The sequence below is a fragment of the Pseudomonas paralactis genome (assembly GCF_001439735.1).
Lineage (GTDB): Bacteria > Pseudomonadota > Gammaproteobacteria > Pseudomonadales > Pseudomonadaceae > Aquipseudomonas > Aquipseudomonas paralactis.
In genome coordinates this window covers 45,952-69,330 of the sequence record NZ_JYLN01000008.1, presented here as the reverse complement: position 1 = coordinate 69,330, position 23,379 = coordinate 45,952, and the positions used below count along the sequence as shown (strand labels likewise).

20 protein-coding genes are annotated in these 23,379 nt (G+C 60.5%); 9 read left to right on the top strand and 11 right to left on the bottom strand.

Annotated features, from left to right (window positions below; all coding sequences use genetic code 11):
* Positions 1–36: 36 nt before the first annotated feature.
* Positions 37–324, top strand: a complete 288-nt coding sequence (locus tag TX23_RS19885) for a hypothetical protein (RefSeq protein WP_057703686.1) — start codon at positions 37–39, stop codon at positions 322–324.
* 247 nt (positions 325–571) lie between these two features.
* On the opposite strand, the gene pdxR is transcribed toward TX23_RS19885, so the two are convergent.
* Entirely contained in the window at positions 572–2,062 is a 1,491-nt protein-coding gene (gene pdxR, locus TX23_RS19880) for a MocR-like pyridoxine biosynthesis transcription factor PdxR (protein ID WP_057703685.1), read from the bottom strand.
* Positions 2,063–2,139: 77 nt separating this feature from the next.
* On the opposite strand from pdxR, the gene TX23_RS19875 reads away from it, so the two are divergent.
* Positions 2,140–3,801, top strand: coding sequence for a M24 family metallopeptidase (locus TX23_RS19875; protein WP_057703684.1), 1,662 nt, complete (start codon positions 2,140–2,142; stop codon positions 3,799–3,801).
* 1,090 nt (positions 3,802–4,891) lie between these two features.
* On the opposite strand, the gene TX23_RS19870 is transcribed toward TX23_RS19875, so the two are convergent.
* From TX23_RS19870 to TX23_RS19845, 6 genes are all read right to left on the bottom strand, one after another.
* A complete protein-coding gene (locus TX23_RS19870; RefSeq protein WP_057703683.1) occupies positions 4,892–6,631 on the bottom strand; it encodes a dipeptidase in 1,740 nt (579 codons plus the stop codon).
* Between the two features lie 95 nt (positions 6,632–6,726).
* Entirely contained in the window at positions 6,727–7,944 is a 1,218-nt protein-coding gene (locus tag TX23_RS19865; protein WP_057703682.1) for a phospholipase D-like domain-containing protein, read from the bottom strand.
* A 56-nt stretch (positions 7,945–8,000) separates the two neighbouring features.
* Positions 8,001–8,648: a MotA/TolQ/ExbB proton channel family protein gene (locus tag TX23_RS19860; protein ID WP_057703681.1), complete on the bottom strand. Its 648-nt coding sequence runs from the start codon at positions 8,646–8,648 to the stop codon at positions 8,001–8,003.
* 24 nt (positions 8,649–8,672) lie between these two features.
* Complete coding sequence (locus tag TX23_RS19855; RefSeq protein ID WP_057703680.1) at positions 8,673–10,958, bottom strand: TonB-dependent receptor; 2,286 nt, start codon at positions 10,956–10,958, stop codon at positions 8,673–8,675.
* A gap of 24 nt (positions 10,959–10,982) precedes the next feature.
* Positions 10,983–11,726, bottom strand: coding sequence for an energy transducer TonB family protein (locus TX23_RS19850; protein ID WP_057703679.1), 744 nt, complete (start codon positions 11,724–11,726; stop codon positions 10,983–10,985).
* 2 nt (positions 11,727–11,728) lie between these two features.
* Positions 11,729–12,136 (bottom strand): ExbD/TolR family protein, encoded by a 408-nt coding sequence (locus TX23_RS19845; protein WP_005786670.1) that lies wholly within the window; start codon positions 12,134–12,136, stop codon positions 11,729–11,731.
* A gap of 190 nt (positions 12,137–12,326) precedes the next feature.
* Here TX23_RS19845 and TX23_RS19840 point away from each other — a divergent pair, with 190 nt between their 5' ends.
* Together TX23_RS19840 and TX23_RS19835 are read left to right on the top strand one after the other, a co-directional pair.
* The gene (locus TX23_RS19840; protein WP_057703678.1) at positions 12,327–12,881 is read left to right on the top strand and encodes a GNAT family N-acetyltransferase; all 555 of its coding nucleotides are present in this window, start codon (positions 12,327–12,329) and stop codon (positions 12,879–12,881) included.
* On the top strand, positions 12,878–14,449 hold the full coding sequence (locus TX23_RS19835) for an alkaline phosphatase D family protein (protein WP_057703677.1): 1,572 nt from the start codon (positions 12,878–12,880) through the stop codon (positions 14,447–14,449). Before TX23_RS19840 ends, TX23_RS19835 begins: the two co-directional genes overlap by 4 nt.
* Before the next feature lie 90 nt (positions 14,450–14,539).
* Here TX23_RS19835 and TX23_RS19830 read toward each other — a convergent pair whose 3' ends face one another.
* Complete coding sequence (locus TX23_RS19830) at positions 14,540–15,181, bottom strand: alanyl-tRNA editing protein (protein WP_057703676.1); 642 nt, start codon at positions 15,179–15,181, stop codon at positions 14,540–14,542.
* A gap of 90 nt (positions 15,182–15,271) precedes the next feature.
* On the opposite strand from TX23_RS19830, the gene TX23_RS19825 reads away from it, so the two are divergent.
* Positions 15,272–16,204, top strand: coding sequence for a LysR family transcriptional regulator (locus tag TX23_RS19825; protein ID WP_057703675.1), 933 nt, complete (start codon positions 15,272–15,274; stop codon positions 16,202–16,204).
* A gap of 149 nt (positions 16,205–16,353) precedes the next feature.
* Here TX23_RS19825 and TX23_RS19820 read toward each other — a convergent pair whose 3' ends face one another.
* On the bottom strand, positions 16,354–16,761 hold the full coding sequence (locus tag TX23_RS19820) for a PA2817 family protein (RefSeq protein WP_003190109.1): 408 nt from the start codon (positions 16,759–16,761) through the stop codon (positions 16,354–16,356).
* Positions 16,762–16,836: 75 nt separating this feature from the next.
* A complete protein-coding gene (locus TX23_RS19815; RefSeq protein WP_057703674.1) occupies positions 16,837–19,284 on the bottom strand; it encodes an acyl-CoA dehydrogenase in 2,448 nt (815 codons plus the stop codon).
* Between the two features lie 191 nt (positions 19,285–19,475).
* On the opposite strand from TX23_RS19815, the gene TX23_RS19810 reads away from it, so the two are divergent.
* From TX23_RS19810 to TX23_RS19795, 4 genes are all read left to right on the top strand, one after another.
* Entirely contained in the window at positions 19,476–20,135 is a 660-nt protein-coding gene (locus TX23_RS19810; RefSeq protein WP_057703673.1) for a transglutaminase-like domain-containing protein, read from the top strand.
* A 56-nt stretch (positions 20,136–20,191) separates the two neighbouring features.
* Complete coding sequence (locus TX23_RS19805; RefSeq protein ID WP_057703672.1) at positions 20,192–20,809, top strand: glutathione S-transferase family protein; 618 nt, start codon at positions 20,192–20,194, stop codon at positions 20,807–20,809.
* Between the two features lie 135 nt (positions 20,810–20,944).
* The gene (locus TX23_RS19800) at positions 20,945–21,877 is read left to right on the top strand and encodes an ABC transporter ATP-binding protein (RefSeq protein ID WP_032877040.1); all 933 of its coding nucleotides are present in this window, start codon (positions 20,945–20,947) and stop codon (positions 21,875–21,877) included.
* A complete protein-coding gene (locus TX23_RS19795; protein ID WP_005786689.1) occupies positions 21,874–22,653 on the top strand; it encodes an ABC transporter permease in 780 nt (259 codons plus the stop codon). The genes TX23_RS19800 and TX23_RS19795 overlap by 4 nt, the downstream gene beginning before the upstream one ends.
* 174 nt (positions 22,654–22,827) lie before the next feature.
* Here TX23_RS19795 and TX23_RS19790 read toward each other — a convergent pair whose 3' ends face one another.
* Positions 22,828–23,367, bottom strand: a complete 540-nt coding sequence (locus TX23_RS19790) for a TetR/AcrR family transcriptional regulator (RefSeq protein ID WP_057703671.1) — start codon at positions 23,365–23,367, stop codon at positions 22,828–22,830.
* Between the last annotated feature and the right edge of the window lie 12 nt (positions 23,368–23,379).

Genomic DNA, 23,379 nt, shown 5'->3' with positions numbered 1-23,379 from the left:
TGGGAGGTTGACCCAGGGCCCGGGGAGGGGAACAGCATGCGCCAGGGCAGTGATCAGTGCTACTTGGAGTCGGACGACTACAAGGCGTACAAGGAAATTGAAGAGCAGATCGGCCTCTGCACGCCGGAACAAGCCTGGGCCATGTATTACGTCTCGACAGGGATGGTACGGGAAAACATCACCCTGGCGGTGATGGAGCACATCGGCAGGGGCAATCGCGCATTGTTGCTTGAGTTCCCCGACCTGGTGCGGGTCGAAGGGCGGGACTACAAGCCCGGAGCGCTCGCCTCCAGTTGGCCTTTGTTGCGAAGGCATCGCGGATAACGCTCTGATCCAGGATCCCGGCGGGCTATAAGGCCGCCATCGGGGCATAGCTATCCACACAAGGTTGGTGCGACGTGGACCTGTGGCGAGGGAGTTTGCTCCCGTGACGATGCGTCATAGACTTTTGTAGGCGCGAGCTTGCTCGCGAAAAAACCACAGGCTCCGCGTTTATTCAGGAGACGCGCGTTACCGTTGAGGTTTTTCGCGAGCAAGCTCGCTCCTACAGAGGGCAAGCCCTGTCGTGTATTCAACGCGTACCCATGGCGTTCATCGCCTGGGCCAAGCGCTGTGTGGCCTGGTAGAGCTCATCCCGGTTCAGTGACGCAAAGCCCAGGCGCAGCGCATTTTGCGGTTGGTCGTCGGGTGAAAACTGACGACCGCTGCGCACCACCAGTCCATGGTCCAGAGCGGTGTGCACCAAGCGATCCACGTCCATGCCATCCTCGAAACGCACCCAGAGCGCCAAGCCACCTTCGGGTTCGCGCACCTGTATGCGCTCACCGAATGCCTGGTCCAGACAGTCGCGCAGCACGGTACGGCGCGCGCGGTACTCTTTCGAGACGCGGCGCAGGTGTTTTTTCAACTCACCGTCATTGATCAGGTCCGCCAGCATGGTCTGTGCCACCGCATCCGCATCGCCCAGCATCAGTGCGGCATTGCGCTGCAGGGCTTCAATCACCTGGGTCGGGGCTACGATGTAACTGCAACGAAACGTCGAGCCCAGCACCTTGGATAACGAACCGACGTAAATCACATGGCGCTGGGCGCGGTCACTGGCCAACGGCAGGTAAGGGCGGCCGCTGAAGTGATATTCGTGGTCGTAGTCTTCTTCGATCACGCAAAAGTCATGTTGCGCCGCCAACGCCAGCAAGTGTTGTCGGCGTGCCACATGCAGGCTCACCGTGGTGGGGAATTGGTGATGGGGCGTGAGGTATATCAGGCGCACAGTGTGCTCGCGGCACAAGCGGTCGATTTGGTCGGTGCGGCAGCCTTCGTCGTCGATGTCCACGGTGACCACTTGCGCGCCGAGTCTGCGGAAAATTTCCCACGCCGGCGGATAGCTCAAACGCTCCACCAGTACCACGTCGCCAGGCTTGATCAGCAGGCTGGCGCTCAGGTAAAGGGACATCTGCGTGCCCTGGGTCAGGCAGATATTGTCCGCAGTCACTGTCAGCCCGCGGTTATTGCGCAGCATCTCGGCCAGAGCGCAGCGCAGCTGATAGCCGGTGCCCTCACTGCCGTAGCGCACCGTGTTGGAGGCAAAACTGTTGCGCAGCGCATGGCGATAGTAGCGATGCAAAACGGCCTGGGGCAGCAAGCGGTGGTCGCTGGTGCCATTGTCGAAAAACAGCGCTCCGTGCCGATGCTGGAGCGCGACCACCTGGGCGTTATGGGTGAAATACGGTACCACCGGCTGGTCCAGCAATAGCGGGGCGAACGACGGCTGCGCAGGGCAGGGCAGGGGCTTGGGCGCCAGTTGCACATTGACGAATGTGCCACGGCGCGGCTCGCTGACCAGCCAGCCTTTGGTCATTGCCTCTTCATAGGCCAGGATCACCGTCTTGCGGTTGACGTCGAGCAGTTGTGCCATCTCCCGCGTGCCCGGCAGCAACGTCCCGGGCGGCAATCGGCCTTCGAGGATTGCACTGACGAGACCCTCGGCAATCTTGCGATAGGACGCCAGGCGGGTGTCGTCGTCAAGCTTGAGCAGGGGGCGCCATTTACGCAGCTGGACCATCTGAAGTATCCAAATCTGGAGGTTTTAATGGGCCTAGTCTAGCGCAACAATCAAGCCTCTCTCACCCCGAGGTCTTTATGAACACACGCCATGTCATCGAACTGTCTCCCTCGGGAAAAACCTTTGAGGCCGGCGACGAACTGTTGCTCGACGCCATGCTTGCCAGTGGCTTGGCCGTGCCGTTCTCATGCCGCCGTGGCGCGTGCGGTTCGTGCAAGGTGGTGGTGGCCGCAGGTGAGCACCGGGCCAAGCGTCTGGCGCCGGATGCGCCAGCGCCGTGTTACCCCCTGGCCGCCACTGAAATACTGCTTTGCCAGAGCCATGCCTGCACCGATATGCGCCTGGAAATCCCCGGCTGGTCCCTGGATACACCGGCGTTGGTCGTGGGGGCTCAGGTCATTGGCAAGCGCGCACTCGGGCCCGACGTCATTGAGTTGATACTCACGCCCGATACACCCTTGACGGTGCGAGCTGGCCAATACCTCAAGTTCCACCTGGCCGACGGCGACACGCGTTGCTTCTCGATTGCCAACCTGCCAGCCGAGGACGAGGGACGTTTGGTCTTCCAGATTCGTCGGGTGAGCGGCGGGTATTTTTCCGAGGGCGTTCTGGGTGGCTTGGTCGTGGGGGCGCGCATGCAATTGGAAGGGCCGTTTGGTGCCTGCACCTGGCAGGACGATGACGCCGCCCCGGTCGTACTGTTTGCCACGGGTACCGGTTACGCAGGCATCAAGCCGATCCTGTTGACCGCGCTCAAGCGCAATATCGAGGTGACGTTGTATTGGGGCGGCGCGCAATCCACGGACTTTTATGACCACGCTTTCCTGGACCAGGCGACACTCAAATATCTACGTTTTTGCTGGCATTCGGTGCGATCATCCGAGGGCAGGGTGCAGGAGGTGGCATTGAGTCACGGGCATCACTGGGAAGTGGCTCAGGTGTACGCCTGCGGTAACGGCGCTATGCTCAGCCAGGTACGCAGTCATTGCCTTGAGGCGGGGTTGCCGAGCCATCGATTTGTTGCGGAAGCGTTTGTTGCCAGTGGTCAGTCAAGCGCGCAAGCGGTCTCGCTGTTGTTCGACCCGATCTGGGAGAAAGTCGGCCCGCGTTATTCCCTGGACGGCATGTTAGCGGCGCGAGAAAAATCCATACGTGCCCTGGCGGCCATCGCCAGCCAGTTGACGGTCGGCATGACCACCGGCGAAGCCCTGGAGATGGCCGCCCAGCAACTCACGGCCATGGGCGCCTCGCACACCTGGCACCCGACTTACATTCGCTTTGGCCCCGACACCATCCGGCCCTCCCGCGAAGGTGTTGATCGTCAGCGCGAACTGCGCGCCAGCGATATTGTGGTGGTCGACCTTGGGCCGGTGTGGGATGGCTATGAAGGAGACTACGGCGACACGTTTATCTTCGGTGAGTTACCGCTGCATCTGGCGTGCAGGACTGCGCTGCATGAGGTGTTTGATGAAACCCGCCAAGCGTGGCTGGGTGGGCTGACCGGGCGCGAACTCTACGACTTCGCCGAACAGAGCGCCGAGGCAAAGGGCTGGAGGCTGGCACGCAACCTGGCGGGGCACCGCCTTGCGGATTTCCCCCATGCCTTGTTCGAAAGCAAAGAGTTGGCTGACCTGGAGATCCCACCGAGTGAAATGGCCTGGGTACTGGAGATCCAGCTGTGCCATCCCACGGAGCCGGTCGGGGGGTTCTTTGAAGACATGTTGATGTTGCAAGCCTGAAGAGCCTGCCATTGCTGCCGAGAATTGTGCTTGGCGCGATGGCCCTGCCAACCGAGATCAACCCAGCACTGCCGATCCCCTGTAGGAGCTGTCGAGCTTCAGCGAGGCTGCGAAAGCGGTGGTTCAGGCGCTGAAAATGTTGCCTGTGCCGCCGCCATCGCAGCCTCGCTGGGGCTCGACAGCTCCCACATTTGGGCGATGTTGTTGTCGGGAGTTGTGCTTGGCGCGATGGCCCTGCCAACCGAGATCAACCCAGCACTGCCGATCCCCGGTGGGAGCTGTCGAGCTTCAGCGAGGCTGCGAAAGCAGTGGTTCAGGCGATGAAAATGTTGCCTGTGCCGCCGCCATCGCAGCCTCGCCGGGGCTCGACAGCTCCCACATTTGGGCGATGTTGTTGTCGGGAGTTGTGTTTGGCGCGATGGCCCTGCCAACCGAGATCAACCCAGCACTGCCGATCCCCTGTGGGAGCTGTCGAGCTTCAGCGAGGCTGCGAAAGCGGTGGTTCAGGCGCTGAAGATTTTGCCTGTGCCGCCGCCATCGCAGCCTCGCCGGGGCTCGACAACTCCCACATTTGGGCGGTGTTGTTGTCGGGAGTTGTGCTTGGCGCGATGGCCCTGCCAACCGAGATCACCCCAACACCACCAATCCCCTGTGGGAGCTGTCGAGCTTCAGCGAGGCTGCGAAAGCGGTGGTTCAGGCGATGAAAATGTTGCCTGTGCCGCCGCCATCGCAGCCTCGCCGGGGCTCGACAGCTCCCACATTTGGGCGGTGTTGTTGTCGGGAGTTGTGCTTGGCGCGATGGCCCTGCCAACCTAGATCAACCCAACACCACCAATCCCCTGTGGGAGCTGTCGAGCTTTAGCGAGGCTGCGAAAGCGGTGGTTCAGGCGATGAAAATGTTGCCTGTGCCGCCGCCATCGCAGCCTCGCCGGGGCTCGACGGCTCCCACATTTGGGCGGTGTTGCTGTCGAGAGTTGGGTTGGCGCGATGGCCCTGCAAAGCGTGATTCCAAATACACAGCCGATCCCCTGTGGGAGCTGTCGAGCTTCAGCGAGGCTGCGATAGCGGTGGTTCAGGCGATGAGGATGGGTCAGAGCTTCGGCAACTGCCCGACGCGGCCCATCATTTCAGTGACGATCTGCAGGTCCAGCAGGAACTGCTCAACCGTTTTGAACTCACCGTCGGTGTGCCCGGTGTACTTCTCTTCCGGACGGGCCAGGCCGAATTGCACACCATTGGGCAAGTCATGCACGGAGGTGGCGCCGGCCGAAGTGCCGAACTTGTGCTGCATGTCCAGGTTTTCCGTGGCGACCGCCAGCAAGGCTTTGACCCACTCACCTTCAGGGTTGCGGTACATCGGTGTATCCAGCGAGTAGGCGAAGCTCACGTTGACCTTGGCTTGCTGGTTCCAGGCGTTCAGTTTTTGCTCGATCTGTGCCTTGAGTGCCTCCGGGGTTTTACCCTTCGGCGCCCGCAGGTTCACCGCCAGCTTGAAAGCTTTGTCATCCAGGCCGACAAAGGTCGGCGAGGTAGTCAGCGGCCCCATGAAGTCATCGGCAAAACCCACGCTCAATTTACCGCCCAGGTAATCCAGGCCCCAGTTGTCCGCTGCATAACGCGCCGCATCAGTGATGTGGTTGTGCTTGAGGGCAATCTTGCCGTCGAGGCCGTGAATCAACTCCAGCATACGAGCCACCGGGTTGACGCCGGTTTCGGGTTCGGAAGAGTGAGCAGACACGCCGGTAACGGTAAGTTTGACGTCCTTGCCGTCGACCTTGGCGCTGACCTGGAAATTGCCGCCGTTGCGCTTGGCATAGTCATTACCGGCCTGCTGCAGGCTGGCCGCCAATTCAGCAGGCTTATCGCTGACCAGCGTGGCAACCGACACCGATGGGATCTGGTTGGTGGCCTTGCCGCCGGTCATTGCAATGATTTCTGCGCCTGCGCCTTCACCCTTGCGCACCGGGAAGGTGGCCATAACGGTGCCCGAGCCTTTTTCGGCGATCACCACCGGGTAGCCGCCATCCAGCGCCAAGTTGTATTGCGGCACGGGATTGCGTTCGAAGTAATAGGGAATCGCGTCACCGGACGTTTCTTCGGTCGTGTCCACCAGCAGTTTAAACGTGCGCGCCAGCGGCAGTTTTTCTTCCTTGATCACCTTCATGGCATACATCGTCACGACGATGCCGTTCTTGTCATCCTCGGTACCGCGGCCATACATGCGGTCGCCGATCAGTGTGACCTTGAACGGGTCGAGCTTGGTACCGTCCTGCAGCACCCAGTTTTCCGGCGTGACCGGCACCACATCGGCGTGGGCGTGCACACCGACGACTTCCTCACCGCTGCCTTCCAGGGAGATTTCGTACACGCGGTTATCGACGTTACGGAAGTTCAGGTTGAAGGATTTGGCCAGGGCCTGGAGCTTGTCGGCGATCTTGAGAAATTCCGGGTTTTTGTACTGCGGCAGGCCGTCTACGTTGAAGGTCGGAATCTCCACCAGTTCGCGCAAGGTTTCCAGGGCAGCCTTGCCGTACTTCACACGGGTGTAGATACCGAGCAAGCGATTGATCTCGTTCTGCTGCTCGGTGTTCAGGCTTTTGCTGTCGAGAAAGGCGCTGATAGCCGGGCCGACGTCAGCCGATTTACCCAGCTCGCCCTTGGCCAGCGTGCCGAGGAAACTGCGGAAATCGGTGACCGATGTCTCGCTGAAACCCTTCACAATCGCCGCGCTTTGGTCGGCGCTGATGTTGGCGAAAGCGGGTGTGGAGAGTGCTGAAAGGCTAGCTGCGAACAGGGTGGCGACTGCCAATTGCTTGAGTGGAAAGTGCATTGTTGAAGGCATTCCTTTGCAGGTAGTGAGTAGGGAGTTTCTGACGGATAAGTCAGAAACATTTCCACACACTACCACTACTCAGGTGCCCAAGGTCAATGCTGGCCAGGGTGGGGCTCAGGGTATTCATCCGTCACGCTCAAGGCTCTGGCGTAGGGCCCGTCCCACAGTTGCTTATGCAATTGACCTACACGCCTGGCCATCGCTTCGCTGCGCATCACCACCTCCAGATTGCGCGAGTTATCCAGGTAGCCGCCCAACCAGTTGCTGGTGCCGATCCATGCCACTTGCCCGTCGATCTCCATGGTCTTGCTGTGGATCACTCGGGCATAAGGGATAAAGCCTTGCCTGGCCTCGGGCAGGGTGACGACCTTGATCTCGACGTTGGGCAATACCGCCAGGCTCTTGAGGTAGGGCAGCTCCAGCTTGTCGGTATTCCAGTTGGACACCATCAGCTTGATCGCCACTCCACGGGCAGCGGCGGCGCGCACGGCGTTGTCGATCACAGCGTAGTACGGCCGGGTTCGATCGGGTCCGTAGGACAGTGGCGCGTAATCGAGCAATTGCACGCGCACTTCTTTTTTGGCTTCGCTCAGCAGGCGTGGCAGTTCCATCTGTGAGTCGCCTACGCCTGGTGGGTTGTAGCGTTGCGGGCTGGCCACCAGATAGTTGCCGGTGCGTGCGGGCGCCTGGCCGGCGGCCGGCAGCGGTACCGGCTGTTTATCGGCGAGCGCGGCCTGGGCTTGCCAGTCTTGGTCGAAGATCGCCTGCACCTGGCTCACCACGCTTGCGTCACTGATGCGCAGCCCGGTTTCGTGGATATGTTCCAGGGAGCGCCAGTCGAAATTCTGGCTGCCGATAAACGCCTGCTTGCCATCTACCAGCAGGTATTTGGCGTGAATGATGCCGCCGCTCAATTGCCCGTAGGGCAGCACTCGCAAGGTCAGGTTGGGGATCGCACGCAAGCGTTCCAGGGTGGCAGCTTCCGACAGCCTGATGCCTTTTTCTTCCAGCAAAAAACGAATCTTCACGCCGCGCTTGCCGGCAGCCTCAAGGTGTTCGATGACCCTGTCCATCACCGAACCGGGATGGTCGACGGCGTAGAACTGGCCGATATCAATGCGGCTTTTTGCACTGTCGAACAGCTCGATCCATACCGGGCCGGTCTGGCGCAAATCGGCGGTGCCCAGGGTGGTCTCTACGGGCACGGTATGCACCAGCTCAAACCCCGGAATGGAAAAATCCGCCTGGGCCAGCGGACTGAGCAACACGCCGGCAAGGCCGGCGATACGCAACTTCATCGAAAGGGACATAGGCGTCTCATCGGACAAAACAAAGGGGCGGGCGCGTCATGCGCCCGCCCGGCAGGTCACGCTGTGCGGCTGTGCAGGGAAGTCGGTACGAGGTGCGGCACTTCACCTTGTACGCGGGCACCGCTGGCCGCGCGGATCAACAGGATTTTCAGTTGGTCGTTGATGCGCTCCAGGCTGTCCTGGAAGAAGTTGTGGAATACCACGCAGAACAGCGCGATGGCGATACCCAGGCCGGTGGCGAACAGGGCCGTACCGATACCACCGGAAATCTGCCCTGGGTCGGAAACGCCAGCCGTGGCCAGCGCCTTGAAGGTGTCGATGATGCCGAGGATGGTGCCCAGCAAGCCCAGCAGCGGGGCGGCCGTGGTAATGGTCTCGATGATCCACAGGCTGCGGGCCAGCGGGGCGCGTGTCTTGAGGTATTGGGTGTCGATTTCGTCGTCCAGGTCCTTGCGTGAACCGTTGGACGCTTTCTGGGCCAGCACCGGCAAAATCATGTTCAGCGCCAGGCTGTCGCGTCGGCTCAGGTTGTCCGGCAGGTCACGCTCGCTGTGCACATGGGCGCCGAGGGCGTCGATCAACGCACGCGCCTGGCGGCGCACGTAGGCGAAGTAGATACCGCGTTCGATGGCGATGAAGATCGCAATGGCCATCGCCGCGTACATCACATAGAAGGTGACGTCGTGGAGCAGGTTCATATCCATGCGGGTGTTCCTCTTGGGTCAGTCTTAGAAATTGGCTTCCAGCGAAACCGTTACGGTGCGGTCCAGGCCCACGATGTAGGCCGGGTCGCCATCGCGAAAGCCGCTGTAGCTGGCCGCGTTGGTCTTGGTGGTGTACACGCCGTCCAGGTATTTCTTGTCGAACAGGTTGTCGACGTTCAGGCGCAGGGTCGCGTCCTTGACGACTTTCTTGTCCACCGGCAGGTAGATACCGGCGCCGAGGTTGAACACAGTGCGCCCGGAAATGGCTTCGTCGTTGGTCAGGTCGCCGTAGAGCTTGCTGGTGTACTTGCCGCCGAAGGTGCCGTAGAAGCGTCCGTCGTCGTAACCAACGTTGGCCGCCAGCATGTTCTTGGGCACGTTGGCGAATTGCTTGCCGCTGGTGGGCAGCAGGATGGCTTTGCCGGCGTTGTAGACGGTCATGTCGTCTTGCTGCTCGGCCTTGGTGTAGGTGTAGGAGGTGTAGTAGTTGAAGTGATGGGGCAGTTGGCCGCTCCACTCCAGCTCCAGGCCTTTGTTGGTCACGGCACCGACGTTGATGTCGGCGGCGTCGCCGTTGATGTCTTTGGACGAGACCTGGCGATTCTTGAAGTCCATGTAAAACAGGGTGGCGGCCAGAGTCATGTCGTCGCCGCTGTAGCGCCAGCCCAGTTCGTGGTTCCAGCTGGTTTCCGGTTCAAGGTTGATCGAGTCGGCGCCCTTGTCGTAGAGCGCATAGTTCTGCGGCACGCGCATATTGCGCGACAGGCTGTAGAACAGTTGGTCGCGCTCGTCCAACTGATATTTGAGGCCGACGTTGGGCAACAGTTTGTTGTAGGTCTGGCTACGTTTTTCCGGTCGTTCAGTGAGGCTGCCATGGTTGGTACCGTCACGCTCGACGTTCATGTAGGCAAGGCCGGCGATGAAGGTCCAGTCCGGGTTGATGTACCAGGTGTCCTGGGCCCAGACCTTTTGCGCCGGGGTCACGGTGAAGCGGTCGCGGCCCTGTACGGTGTTGCCGTTGGCGTCGACGATGGCGCTGTTGGAGTCCGGCCAGGTGTCCACCGGCTTGCCGTTGCTCTTGAGTGGAATGAATGGCTGGGTCTGACTCTGGCGTGCGCGCTCGTACCAGTAGCCGAACTGCAGGCTGTGGTCGCCCAGGTCCCAGGTCAGTTTGGTGGTGATGCCCGGCCGCCAGGTTTGCGTGCGTGAAGGGCGGTAGTACACGCCGTTGTTCGGCGTGCCGTCGGCATTGTACTGGGCGGCGGTGGGCAGGTTGCCGAGGTCGAACACGCCACCCTGGTTGGAACCACGATTGAGTGCGTAGGCGGATGAACCCACGCCGCTGCCGTTGCCCCAGTAGTAATACGGGATCACCGACAGGGCCAGGTTGTCGGCCAGTTTGAACTGAGTGTTGAGCACGGCGGTGAAGGTCTGGAACGGGTTCTGCGCCAGAGCGTAGTAGCTGTTGTATTTGCCGTTGCTGCCCACGGTCGGCGTGGCCGGGTAGGGGTCGTACTTGCGACCGTTCTGCTGAAATTGCGCCTTGGTCAACTGGCTGTAGCTGTTGTTGTCCTGCTCGTGATACTTGAGGATCAGGTTGGCGGTGTTGCCGTTGCCAGCGTCGAAGAAGCTGTTCCACTCCACCTTGTCGGCACGTACGGCGCCCGAGCCGCGCCACATTTGCCCTTCTGTATGAGACACCGACAGCCAGTTGCTCAGGCCGTTGATTTCACCGGTATTGAGGCGGGCGAAGGTCTTGCGTGTGGCATTGCTGCCGACCACCTGCTTGACGAACGCACCGGTTTCCTTGGTGGGGCGAATGGTCACGATGCCGATGTTACCGCCACTGGAACCGATATGCGGCCCATCGGCCTCCGAGGCGCCTTGGGTGACGAAAATCTGGTCGATGTTTTCCGGGTCGCCCAACAGGTTGGAGTACAGCGCGTAGTTGCCGGAGTCGTTGATCGGCATACCGTCCACCGACATGCCCACCTGGTCGGAGTTCATGCCGCGCATGGTGAAGCGAAAACCCGAGAGTCCGGTGTTGTCTTCACTGGAGATGTTCAAGCCCGGGGTGTACTTGAGCTTGTCGATGGCATTGCCCGTTGCTGCCTGTTTGTCCAGCGCTTCCTTGGTCACCGTGGAGCGGCCCTTGATGCTCTCTTCCGGGACCATGTAGCCGCCCCCGGCGCTCGCCTTGCCTTGTACCCCAATGGTGCCGACATCGCTGTCGCTGGTCTCTGCCATGACCAGTCCCTGGCTCATGCTGGTCGCGGCAACGAGTGCCAGATGAATACGGGTGAACTTCATCACTGTCGTCCTGGTGTCGGGTGCTTATTGCACGCTGTAGTTGAAGGTGGCGGTGAAGCGCTGCTCATTGCGCCCCCCGAAGGCTTGTTCGGGGAACGGCTTGACTTGCTTGATGCGACGCAAGCTGTTGGTGGCGGCCCGGTTGAGCAACATGCTTGAGGCCTGGGTCTGCAAGCCGGAATCAAGCACCCGGCCCTGACGGTCCACCAGCAACCACACCACCACTTCGCCGCTGGGGCGTTCGAGCGACGCCTGGCGCCCGGTGGGGTACTGCTTGTAGGTGTCCAACTCGTTGCGCAGGCCTTTGAGGTAACCGCCTTCCAGGGCCTGACCGTTGACCTTCGGCGGCGCAGGTGGAGCGGGCGCCGCCACAGGTGCTGCCGGGGCCGGTACGGGCGGGATGGGTTTAGCGGCGGCGACCGGGGGCGGCGTGGGCGCTGTCTTGGCCACCATCGGCTTGGGCACGGGTTTTGGCCTGGGCTTGGGTTCCGGTTTGGGTTCCGGTTTGGGCTGCGGCTTGGGCGGTGGCGGTGGCGGAGCAGGCTCGGCCTCTTGCTCTTCGATGATCGGCGGTGGCGGCTCCTGTTCAACGACCGGTTCCGGGACGATTTCCGGCTCCGGCTCGACCAATGCCAACTCGACCGCCGACTCGTCATACACCGGCTCGACCTTCAAGGTCTGGGACTGGATACCCAGTGCAATCAGCACCAGGGCGATCAGGGCCGGGACACTGCCCAGCAGCTGACGCGCACGAAACAGAACGTACATGATCAGGACTTACGCGTAGCAATGGACACGGAGGTGAAGCCACCCAAGCGCAGGGTGTCCATCACTTCCACCAGGCGCGAAACCTCCACACCTTTGTCGCTGTTGACGATGATCGTCGACTTGGTGTCCGGCTTCTCGGCCGCTTTCAAGGCCGGCACCAGCGCATCCACCGTCAGGTCCTTGCCATCCAGTTGCAACTGGCCTTCCAGGCCCAGGGTGAGGATGAATTTGTTTTGCGGTTTGAGCTGCTGTGAGCTGCTGGCGCTGGGCAATTGAGTCTTCATGCCAAGCGCGGGTATCACGTTCAGGCTCACCAGTACGAAAAACACCAGCAGGAACATCATTACGTCGATCATCGGGATCAGTTCGATGTGCGCCTTGCGTTTTTTGGGTTCGTCCCAGGTTCTCATTCCGTTACCCCGTTATTGAATTAGGGGCAACACGCTAGCAAGCAAAAATGACCGAATGGTTAACTTTAATTGACGGTTTAGAGGCTCTAGGACGGGTCTTTCAGAAAACTTACCGGTCAGTTTTCGGGCGTAATGAAACTGACACTCGGGGCGTACATGCTTGAGAAATTTATCTTGAGAACCGGCTTTCATGGACACAGCATTGCCTCAATTGACTACCCTGCGGCTGCTCTTGCGAACACTGGAAATGCACCAGGCACAGGTGCTTTGTACGCTTGCCAACGGATCGAAAATTGCCGACAACACGGCGAATATTCCATCGCCCTACACCCTGGAAACCGCCCAGGATTTTATTGCCGGGATCGCCGACAAGTACCGCACTGGTGAACTGCTGAACCTGGGGATGCATGTGCTGGGCACAGGCGAATTGATCGGCATGGTCAGCCTGCGCATCAATGCTCGGCATCACTATGGGCACTTGGGTGGCTGGGTGGCGGCGCACTGCCGTAACCAGGGTTATGCCGCAGAAGCGGCGAGCGCGGTGATGGACTTCGGCTTCGACGAGCTAAAGTTGCAGCGCGTGGGCAGCCAGTGCTTTGGTCGCAACAAGGAATCGGCGCGGGTCATGGAAAAGATCGGCCTGCGCTATGAAGGCTGCGTGCGCCAGGCGTTTCTAAAGAACGGCGTGTATGAGGACTTACTTGGGTTCGCCACCGTGCGTGACGATTGGGAGCGCGGTCTGTGAGCGGCGGGGTAGACCACGACCGCCGCCGGGTACTCGCAGGGCTGGCAGTCGCCACGGCGTTTTCCATCCTCAGCCCGTTTGCGCGCAGTGCCGGGGTGGATTATCCGTTCACCCTCGGCGTAGCCTCCGGCGACCCGTTGCCGGATGGCTTTGTGATCTGGACGCGGCTGGCGCCCATGTTCAATGCCGCAGATGGCCGCGGTGGATTGAGCCGTGCGGTGCCGGTGCGTTGGCGGGTGGCCAGCGACGCGGCGATGACGCGCATTGTGCAGCAGGGCGAGGTGCTGGCCACGCAGCGTTTTGCCCATTCGGTGCATGTCGAAGTGGCAGGACTCGCGGCAGACCGACCCTATTGGTACCAGTTTGAAGGGCTCGGTGCGCAAAGCCCGGTGGGCCAGTCGCGCACGACACCAGCGCTGCATACCATGGCCTCGGCCCGACTGGGGTTTGTGTCTTGCTCGCACTGGGAGCGCGGCTATTTCAGCGCCTATCGTCACCTCGCCGCGGAGCAGCCCGACCTGGTGTTTTTCCTTGGCGACTATATTTACGACAGCTCATACGCGGCGGATTCGGGCAAGGTTTTCCGCTCGCACGGCAGTGGCAATGCGCAAAGCCTGAGCGACTATCGCAACCGCTATGCACTGTACAAGACCGATCCGGACCTGCAAGCCCTGCACGCCGCTGCCCCCAGCGTAGCGACCTGGGATGATCATGAAGTGCAGAATGACTATGCCAACCGCTGGTCCCAGGACCCCAAGGTTTCGGTGGCACAGTTTCTTCAGCAACGGGCGGCGGCTTATCAGGCGTTCTATGAACACATGCCCTTGCGCGCCAGTAGTGTGCCCAAGGGCGCCGATATGCTTATCTACCGGCGTCTGGACTACGGCCGGCTTGTACGTTTTCATGTGCTTGATGGGCGTCAGTACCGTTCCGAGCAACCGTGCATCGCAGCCAATGGCAGCCACCAGGGGCATATTGTCACCACCCCTTGCAGCAACTTGCGCGACCCCGCTCGCACTTTGCTCGGCTGGCAGCAAGAAGCCTGGCTGGACCAGGGGTTTGCCCAGTCGAAGGCGCAATGGAATGTGATCGCTCAGGATTTGCTGGTGGCGCCGCTGATCCAGCGCGATCTCACCAACCACAAGCCGGGCCGCTGGAGCGACGGCTGGGATGGCTACATGGCTAACCGTTCACGGATGCTGGCGTCGATTGTGCGCAATCGCGTGAAGAACCCGGTGTTCTGGGGCGGCGACATTCATTCGTTCTGGGCCACGGACCTGCATGTGAATGCCGACAACCCGGATTCGGCGGTGGTCGCCACCGAGTTCGTTGGCTCGTCGGTGACCTCCGACGGCCCGCCCTATGACGCGTTCATGAAGATCATGCCGCTCAACCCCCATGTGAAGTTCTTCGACAGCCGCCAGCGTGGGTACGTGTCGGTGGAGTTGGCGGCCAACAGCATGTTGACGAATTTTCGGGCGATCAGTGACCCGCGTGACCCGGCGGCGACGGTGTCGACGTTGAAGTCGTTCGTCAATGAATCGGGCCAGCCGAGCGTGGCCCTGTAGGCGCGAGCTTGCTCGCGAAAAACTCACAGGCACCGCGTGCAACCTGACTGCTCGCGTTATCGTTGACGTTCTTCGCGAGCAAGCTCGCTCCTACAGTGTCAGGGTGTCAGCGAGGCTGTAGCGCACCGACAGCGCGCCTTTTTTCTCGGACAACGCCAGGATCGTTACCTGGCCCAGTTCGCTCAACGCCTGAACATGAGTGCCACCACAGGCGTATGCCGGTAATTCACCAAAGCCGACTTCGCGGGTGCCATCTTCCAGGGTCATATGCCGAGGGTAGTCAGCAGCGATCCATTGGTTGACCCATTGCTGCAGCGTTTGCGCATCCATGTCTTGCGCGGTCTGGCCACGAATAAAGGTGATCTTGCCTTCGCCCGGCCAGTGGTGGGCCTTGATCGGCATCCAGCCCAGGCGTTCGCCGGCATTGCCGATCAAATGTCCCGCCGAATGCAGGCGGGTGTGCAAGGCGCGACGTTGTGCGTCGACTCGTGCAACGGCGGGTCCAGGTTCCAGGGGGCGGTCGACGTAGTGCACCACCTGTTCGGCTTCCTGCATGACTCGCAGTACCTGGCTGTCGCCGAGCCAGCCGGTGTCGAACGGCTGGCCGCCACCTTGGGGGTGAAAAATAGTCGACTGCACAATCACGGCAAATTGCTCTTCGTGCGGGGTGCAACTGAGCACTTCCAGCTCGGCCGTCAGATGGTCATGGGTAAAAAACAGGCGCTCGGTCATCGGTCTACATCCACATCAGGGGGCTGTGGGCAGTATAAATAGTGCGCAGATGAGTGATAATCCGCTCAATTATCAATGGACCTGTGCGTCATGAGCATCAATCTTCCTTTGCCATTGCTGGGTGAAATGGCGATTTTCGTCAAGGTCGTGGAAACCGGCAGTTTCTCCGAAGCAGCGCGGCAACTGAGTGTTTCACCCTCGGCGGTAAGCCGCAGCATCTCGCGCCTGGAGCAAGCCCTGGCCACGCGCTTGTTGCAGCGCACCACGCGCAAGCTGCGCCTGAGCGAGGGCGGCGAGGAGGTGTTCAAGCGTTGCCAGGAGATGGTCAATGCGGCGCGCTCGGTAATGGAAATCAGTGGCCAGTTCACCGATGAAGCCGAGGGCCTGGTACGTGTCAGCGTGCCCAAGGCGGTGGGGCGGTTTGTGGTGCATCCCCATATGCCTGAGTTTCTGCGGCGTTACCCCAAGGTGGATGTGCAATTGATCCTGGAGGATCGGCATGTGGACTTGATCGACGACAACGTCGACTTGAGTATCCGCATCACCGACAGCCCGCCGCCCGGCCTGGTCGGGCGCCAGCTATTGCCCATCGAACACCTGCTGTGCGCGACACCGCAGTACCTGGCCGAACATGGCGCACCGAGCCATCCCCATGATCTGCTCGGGCACAGTTGCATTTATCTGGGTGAAACACCGGGGGATTCACGCTGGAAGTTTCGCCAGGCTGGCAAGGCGGTCACGGTCGGCGTACGCGGGCGGTATGCGGCGAATCACACCGGTGTGCGGCTGGATGCGGTGCTTGAGCATGTAGGTATTGGCAGCTTGCCGTATTTCACCGCGCGCCATGCCTTGGAGGCTGGGCAGTTGGTGCAGGTGTTGCCGGCGTGGGACTTTATTGCTTCGTACCATGGCGAGGCGTGGTTGCTACATTCGCCCACACGTTACCTGCCGCCGAAGTTGCGGATGTTTATCGATTATCTGGTGGCATGCATGGCCAAGGAACCCACGCTGCGCCGACGGTAGGAGCGCGGTTAGGAGATGTGGGAGGGGCAAGCCTTAATGCCTGTAGGAGCGAGCTTGCTCGCGAAAAACTCACAGGCGCCGCGTTTATTCAGGAAGCACGCGTTATCGTTGACGTTTTTCGCGAGCAAGCTCGCTCCTACATATTGGCGTCAGTGTTTGCTCTGGTCCTGAGGCATCGCCAGCAGCTGTTTTTCCTGGTTCCAGTCGAACGGTTCGTCGTTCTGTTCGGCTTCATAGCGACGTTCTTCCAGGGCCTGGTACAGGTCCAGCTCTTCGTCGGGCATGAAGTGCAGGCAATCACCGCCAAAGAACCACAGCAGGTCGCGTGGCACCAGGTGGGCGATTTGCGGGTAGCGCAGAATGACCTGACTCATCAGGTCCTGGCCCAGGTACTGGCTTTCGATCGGGTCGATCGGCAACAGGGCGCGCAGTTCGTCGAAACGCTCCAGGAACAGCGAGTGGCTTTCCTCGGGTACCTGTTCGGCTTCGCCGACGGCAACCAGGATGCTGCGCAAGTGGTCGAGCAAGACGAGATGATCGGCAACGACGTTGGACACGAGATAAGTCCTCTAAAGCAAAAACGGGCGCGAGAGTATATGCCTCTCGCGCCCGTTTTTATATGACCGCCGGTATCAGCGGACTTTACCCTCGGCCTGCATCAGCTCCTCCTTGCTGAAATCATCCACGTCGATCACCTTGCGCCGAGCCGCTTCGGCATCGCGCAGGGTTTGCGCTTCTCCCGGTTGCAGCACGCCGGCGTGCAAGGCGGCATCGATGGCAGACTCACCGGCAGTCGGTTTGACCTGCCCGCTTTTAAGCGCGGTATGCAGTTTTTTCTGCAACGGATGGCTGGCGCCGAGCAAATCGTAGGCATGTTGCAGGGCACCCACTGGGTCTTCTGCCGATTGCGGGCGATAGCACCCGGCCAGCAGTTCTTCCAGGGTCGGGTCGCCCTTGGCGCGGCCGATCACCGCCGCGACTTCGGCATCCAGCGCATCGGACGGCCCGGTATGCCGACGCCCGAACGGGAACACGATCCCTCGCAACAGGCAACCCAGCACCTTGTTCGGGAAGTTGCTCAGCAGTTCATCCAGTGCGCGCTCTGACTGACCCAGGCTTTCTTCCATTGCCCAGGCAAACAGCGGCTCCAGGTGGTCTGGCGAATCCAGGTCGTGATAACGCTTGAGTGCTGCCGACGCCAGGTACATATGGCTTAGTACATCACCCAGGCGAGCGGACAGGCGTTCACGACGTTTCAGCTCGCCGCCCAGCAGCATCATGCTCAGGTCGGCCAGCAGGGCAAACGCAGCTGCCTGGCGGTTCAGGGCACGGAAGTAACCCTGGCTCAAACGGTTGCCGGGGGCTTTTTCGAAATGACCGAAGCCCAGGTTCAGCACCAGGGTGCTGGCGGCGTTGCTTACGGCAAAGCCGATATGTTGCATCAGCAGGCCGTCGAACTCCTTCAGCGCCTGGTCATGGTCTTCGCGACCGGCCAGAGCCATTTCCTTGAGCACGAACGGATGGCAGCGAATCGCGCCCTGGCCGAAGATCATCAGGTTGCGTGAGAGAATATTGGCGCCTTCCACGGTGATGAAAATCGGCGCGCCTTGCCAGTTGCGGCCCAGGTAGTTGTTCGGGCCCATGATGATGCCCTTGCCACCGTGCACGTCCATGGCGTGGCTGATGCACTCGCGGCCGCGCTCGGTCAGGTGATACTTGAGGATCGCCGACAGTACCGAAGGCTTCTCGCCCAGGTCTACGGCGTTGGCGGTGAGCATACGCGCGCTGTCCATCAGCCAGGCATTGCCGCCGATACGCGCCAGGGCTTCCTGAATACCTTCGAAGGCCGACAGGGGCACATTGAACTGCTCGCGCACCTGCGCATATTGCCCGGTCACCAGGCTGGTGAACTTGGCGGCGCCGGTGCCGACGGCGGGCAGGGAGATCGAACGGCCTACCGACAGGCAGTTCATCAGCATCATCCAGCCTTTGCCGAGCATCTCCTGGCCACCGATCAGGTATTCCAGGGGAATGAACACGTCCTTGCCGGAGTTGGGGCCGTTCATGAAGGCGGCGCCGAGCGGCAGGTGACGACGGCCGATTTCTACGCCGGGCGTATCGGTTGGAATCAACGCGAGGCTGATGCCCAGGTCTTCTTCTTCGCCCAGCAGGTGGTCCGGGTCATGGGCCTTGAATGCCAGGCCAAGCAGGGTCGCGACCGGGCCGAGGGTGATGTAGCGTTTTTCCCAGTTCAGGCGCAGGCCGAGGGTTTCCTTGCCTTGCCATTCGCCTTTGCAGATCACGCCGGTGTCGGGCATGGCGCCGGCATCGGAACCGGCCAGCGGGCCGGTGAGGGCGAAGCAGGGGATGTCGTCGCCACGCGCCAGGCGCGGCAGGTAGTGGTTGCGTTGTTCCTCGGTGCCGTAGTGCAGCAGCAATTCGGCCGGGCCCAGGGAATTGGGGACCATTACGGTGGACGCGAGGTCACCGCTGCGGGTCGCCAGCTTCATCGCGACCTGGGAGTGGGCATAGGCAGAGAAACCCTTGCCGCCGTATTCCTTGGGAATAATCAGGGCAAAGAAGCCGTGGGTCTTGATGTGCTCCCAGGCCGCAGGCGGCAGGTCCATGGCCTGACCGATCTCCCAGTCGCTGACCATGGCGCAGAGTTCTTCGGTGGGGCCGTCGATGAACGCCTGTTCTTCTTCGGTCAATTGCACCTTGGGGTAGGCCAGCAATTTATCCCAGTCCGGGCGCCCGCTGAACAGTTCGCCGTCCCACCAGACGGTGCCGGCATCGATCGCATCGCGTTCGGTCTCGGACATCGGCGGCAATACTTTCTGGAACCAGCTGAACAGCGGCTTGGTGAAGTATTGACGGCGCAGGTCGGGCAGCAGCAAAGGCACCGCCACCACAGCGATGAGCACCCAGAAGATCAGCAGCAGCCAGCCCGGTGCGTGGCTCCAGGCGCCCATCGCCAGCAGGTAGACGGCGACTACGCCCAGGGCGGGCAGGGGGGCAGTTCGGCGGTGTGCCAGGTAGGCAATGCCGACCACCAGCACCAGTATCCACAACAACAGCATATGCAATCCTCCGTGAAACCAGGGGCGAAACCACCAGGGAGCTTAGTCCGCATCCGAACAAGCCGGGTGATCAGGGTGTTACAAGTTGTACTGGGGATACCCATCAGCAGGCGCCGACATTTGGCGTAATCGTCGTTATCTCTGGGGCAGGCCTGTCGTTAAACTCCAGGCTCACTTCGGAGATCAAGCTTATGAATGCGTACTTGAGTCCCAGCCGCTTCATCGATAGTGACCACCCTGCGGTGGTGGAGTTCGCCGAAAAACATCGCGGAACCCACGCGGATTTAAGTGACCAGGCAGTCAGTCTTTATTACGCCGTGCGCGAGGCGATTCGCTACAACCCCTACACTTTCAGCCGCGACCCCGGCACCTTGAACGCCAGCTTCGCCCTGGCTGCCGGCGAAAGCTATTGCGTGCCCAAGGCCACCTTGTTGGCCGCCTGCGCTCGCCACTGCGGCATCCCCGCGCGCATTGGCCTGGCAGACGTGCGCAACCACCTGTCCACACCGCGGCTGCTCGCCTTGCTCAAAAGTGACGTGTTTGCCATGCACGGTTATACCGAGCTCTACCTGAACGGCCGCTGGGTCAAGGCGACGCCGGCGTTCAATCAGCAACTGTGCGACGTGTTCGATGTGCCGCCGCTGGAATTCGATGGCCTGCACGACAGTGTTTTCCATGCGTTCAATCGCCAGGGCCTGCGTTCGATGGAATACGTGGTGGATCACGGACAATTTGCTGACGTGCCCGAGGCGTTTTTCTTCGAGCATATCCGTCAGTGTTACCCGCACTTGTTTGTCGACAATGCACCGACCCAGTTGGGTGATCTGCAGGGCGATTTAAGCCGCGGCTGATCCGGCGTATGCTGCTGCCTTCATCCAGCCAAGTTCATCCACAAGAAGGCGCGGTCATGCTGAAAATCTGGGGTCGTAAAAATTCATCAAACGTCAGGAAAGCACTGTGGTGCGCCGAGGAACTCGGCCTGGACTATGAGGCAATTGATGCGGGCGGGGCTTTTGGTGTGGTCGACACCCCGCAATACCGGGCCATGAACCCCAATGGCCGGGTGCCGGTGATCGAAGATGGCGATTTTGTGCTGTGGGAATCCAACACCATCGTGCGTTACCTGTGCGCCAAACAGGCCTCGGATTTTTACCCCGGCGACCTGCAAGCCCGGGCCAATGCCGAAAAGTGGATGGACTGGACCACCTCCACACTCGCCGACCCGTTCAAGGCGGTGTTCTGGGGGATCGTGCGCACCCCGGCTGACAGGCAAAACTGGGACAGTATCAATGCCGGGCGCCAAGCCTGCATCGATGCGCTCAAAACCGTTGACCAGGCCCTCGCCGAGCAACCCTACCTGTCAGGCCAGGCGTTCGGCATGGGCGATATTCCCTTGGGCTGCTTCATTTATGCCTGGTTCGAGATGCCTATCGAGCGCCCGGCAATGCCCCATCTGGAGGCCTGGTACCAGCGCTTGCAACAGCGCCCGGCCTATCGCAAAGCCGTGATGACCGCGTTGACTTAATACACACTATTAATACGGGTGACTGTACTTGTGCGGCATGGGCAAGCACCATGCCCGCATTGCATCGCCGGTTGAACTACCTGCGCTGTGCCCTCATCTATTCTTTCTATTCCCTTCTTTGGTGCGTATTCCGATATGAGTTCCGCTCTGTCCATCCGGCAGCTAACCAAAACCTACGGCAACGGTTTCCAGGCCCTGAGTGGTATCGATCTGGATGTCGCCGAAGGTGACTTCTTCGCCTTGCTCGGCCCCAACGGCGCCGGCAAATCCACCACCATCGGCATTCTCTCGACCCTGGTCAACAAGACCAGCGGCACGGTGAACATCTTCGGCCACGACCTGGACAAGTCCCCGGCGGCGCTCAAACGTTCCATCGGTGTGGTGCCCCAGGAGTTCAATTTCAACCAGTTTGAAAAGACCTTCGACATCGTTGTGACCCAGGCCGGTTACTACGGCATCCCGGCGAAAATCGCCAAGGAGCGCGCCGAGCAGTACCTGACCCAACTGGGTCTGTGGGACAAGCGCGATGTGCCTTCGCGCTCGCTGTCCGGCGGCATGAAGCGGCGCCTGATGATCGCCCGTGCGCTGGTGCATGAACCGCGCCTGCTGATCCTCGACGAACCCACCGCAGGCGTGGACATTGAACTGCGTCGTTCGATGTGGACCTTCCTCACCGAGCTGAACGAGAAGGGCATCACCATCATCCTCACCACCCATTACCTGGAAGAGGCTGAGCAGCTGTGCCGCAACATCGGCATCATCGACCACGGCACCATTGTCGAGAACACCAGCATGCGTAACCTGCTGGGCCAGTTGCATGTGGAAACCTTCCTGCTTGATCTTAAGAACAATCTGTCGGTGGCGCCGCACCTGCTGGGTTACCCCAGCCGCCTGGTAGACAGCCATACCCTGGAAGTGCAGGTGGACAAAGCCATGGGCATCACCGCGCTGTTCACCCAGTTGGCGACCCAGAACATCGAAGTGTTGAGCCTGCGTAACAAAACCAATCGCCTTGAGGAGTTGTTTGTGTCCCTGGTGGAGAAAAATCTGGCGAAGGTGGCGGTATGAGTTCCGAACTGCAACCCAACCTCGTCGCGCTGCAAACCATCGTTTATCGAGAAGTGAAACGCTTTACCCGGATCTGGCCGCAGACCCTGCTGCCACCGGCGATCACCATGGTTCTGTACTTCGTGATCTTCGGTAACCTGATTGGCCGCCAGATTGGCGACATGGGCGGTTTCACCTACATGGAGTACATCGTGCCGGGCCTGATCATGATGTCGGTGATCACCAACTCCTACGGCAACGTGGTCTCCAGTTTCTTTGGCAGCAAGTTCCAGCGCTCCATTGAAGAACTGATGGTCTCGCCGGTGTCACCGCACACCATCCTGATCGGCTATACGCTGGGCGGTGTGCTGCGCGGCCTGATGGTCGGGGTGATCGTGACGCTGCTGTCGCTGTTCTTTACTCACCTGCAAGTGCATCACCTTGGGGTCACCATTCTGGTGGTGGTGCTGACGGCGACGATTTTCTCGCTGCTGGGTTTTATCAACGCCGTGTTTGCACGCAACTTCGATGATATTTCCATCATCCCGACGTTCGTGCTGACGCCGCTGACCTACCTGGGCGGAGTGTTCTACTCCATTACCTTGCTGCCGCCGTTCTGGCAGACGGTGTCCCTGGCCAACCCGGTGTTGCATATGGTCAACGCCTTCCGCTACGGCATCCTGGGCGTGTCGGATATCAAGATCAGCGTGGCGATCACTTTCATGATCGTCGCCACCGTCGTCTTGTATATCGGCTGTGCGCGGTTGCTGGTGAGTGGGCGTGGGATGCGCACATGATGTGGGATTGGAAATAACAAAACGGCCTCATCAGAGGCCGTTTTTTATTGGATGCACACCGAACAAGTGTGGGAGCTGGCTTGCCTGCGATGGTATCGACTTCGCTTGACGGGTGTACCGAGGTGTCTGCATCGCAGGCAAGCCAGCTCCCACATTTTGGTCGGTGCACGCGCTTTAGTTTTTCAGGGCCAGCTCTATCAGGGCATGCAGTTCTTCTACCGGCAAAGGCAGGGCCGAAAACAGAATACGAAACACCGTCGGCGCCGCAAGTAGGTTGATCAGATGGTCAACGCTCGGTGGCTGTTCCTGCGGGTAGCGGTCAACAATCACCTGCAACTGCCCGCTCAGGATGCTCACGCAATACCCTGGCGTCGGGCTGCTTTGCACGTCGCGCATCATATTGCGCCCAACGTCCGAACTCATCTCATCCAGATATTGCTCAGCCCAGGCTTGCAGGTCGCCGCGCAGGCTACCGGTGTTGGCTGGTTCGGTATCGGGACGCATACGTGCCAGGGCGACGTCGGCGAGCAGTACTGACAGTTCGCCCCAGCGCCGGTAAATGGTCGACGGCGTGACGCCGGCGCACGCCGCAATCATTGGCACGGTGACACCGGAACGCTCATGGGTCTCCAGCAATTGGCGCACCGCCCTGTGGACGGATTCTTGTACCCGGGCACTACGGCCCCCCGGGCGGAGGCCTTCTTTGATTGCCATGGGTAAAACCTT

Excerpts from the sequence above, each read along its gene's own strand:
- TX23_RS19885 (WP_057703686.1), top strand. The coding sequence starts at position 37 with ATGCGCCAGGGCAGTGATCAGTGCTACTTGGAGTCGGACGACTACAAG.
- pdxR (WP_057703685.1), bottom strand. The coding sequence starts at position 2,062 with ATGGTCCAGCTGCGTAAATGGCGCCCCCTGCTCAAGCTTGACGACGAC.
- TX23_RS19875 (WP_057703684.1), top strand. The coding sequence starts at position 2,140 with ATGAACACACGCCATGTCATCGAACTGTCTCCCTCGGGAAAAACCTTT.
- TX23_RS19870 (WP_057703683.1), bottom strand. The coding sequence starts at position 6,631 with ATGCACTTTCCACTCAAGCAATTGGCAGTCGCCACCCTGTTCGCAGCT.
- TX23_RS19865 (WP_057703682.1), bottom strand. The coding sequence starts at position 7,944 with ATGTCCCTTTCGATGAAGTTGCGTATCGCCGGCCTTGCCGGCGTGTTG.
- TX23_RS19860 (WP_057703681.1), bottom strand. The coding sequence starts at position 8,648 with ATGGATATGAACCTGCTCCACGACGTCACCTTCTATGTGATGTACGCG.
- TX23_RS19855 (WP_057703680.1), bottom strand. The coding sequence starts at position 10,958 with ATGAAGTTCACCCGTATTCATCTGGCACTCGTTGCCGCGACCAGCATG.
- TX23_RS19850 (WP_057703679.1), bottom strand. The coding sequence starts at position 11,726 with ATGTACGTTCTGTTTCGTGCGCGTCAGCTGCTGGGCAGTGTCCCGGCC.
- TX23_RS19845 (WP_005786670.1), bottom strand. The coding sequence starts at position 12,136 with ATGAGAACCTGGGACGAACCCAAAAAACGCAAGGCGCACATCGAACTG.
- TX23_RS19840 (WP_057703678.1), top strand. The coding sequence starts at position 12,327 with ATGGACACAGCATTGCCTCAATTGACTACCCTGCGGCTGCTCTTGCGA.
- TX23_RS19830 (WP_057703676.1), bottom strand. The coding sequence starts at position 15,181 with ATGACCGAGCGCCTGTTTTTTACCCATGACCATCTGACGGCCGAGCTG.
- TX23_RS19825 (WP_057703675.1), top strand. The coding sequence starts at position 15,272 with ATGAGCATCAATCTTCCTTTGCCATTGCTGGGTGAAATGGCGATTTTC.
- TX23_RS19815 (WP_057703674.1), bottom strand. The coding sequence starts at position 19,284 with ATGCTGTTGTTGTGGATACTGGTGCTGGTGGTCGGCATTGCCTACCTG.
- TX23_RS19810 (WP_057703673.1), top strand. The coding sequence starts at position 19,476 with ATGAATGCGTACTTGAGTCCCAGCCGCTTCATCGATAGTGACCACCCT.
- TX23_RS19805 (WP_057703672.1), top strand. The coding sequence starts at position 20,192 with ATGCTGAAAATCTGGGGTCGTAAAAATTCATCAAACGTCAGGAAAGCA.
- TX23_RS19800 (WP_032877040.1), top strand. The coding sequence starts at position 20,945 with ATGAGTTCCGCTCTGTCCATCCGGCAGCTAACCAAAACCTACGGCAAC.
- TX23_RS19795 (WP_005786689.1), top strand. The coding sequence starts at position 21,874 with ATGAGTTCCGAACTGCAACCCAACCTCGTCGCGCTGCAAACCATCGTT.
- TX23_RS19790 (WP_057703671.1), bottom strand. The coding sequence starts at position 23,367 with ATGGCAATCAAAGAAGGCCTCCGCCCGGGGGGCCGTAGTGCCCGGGTA.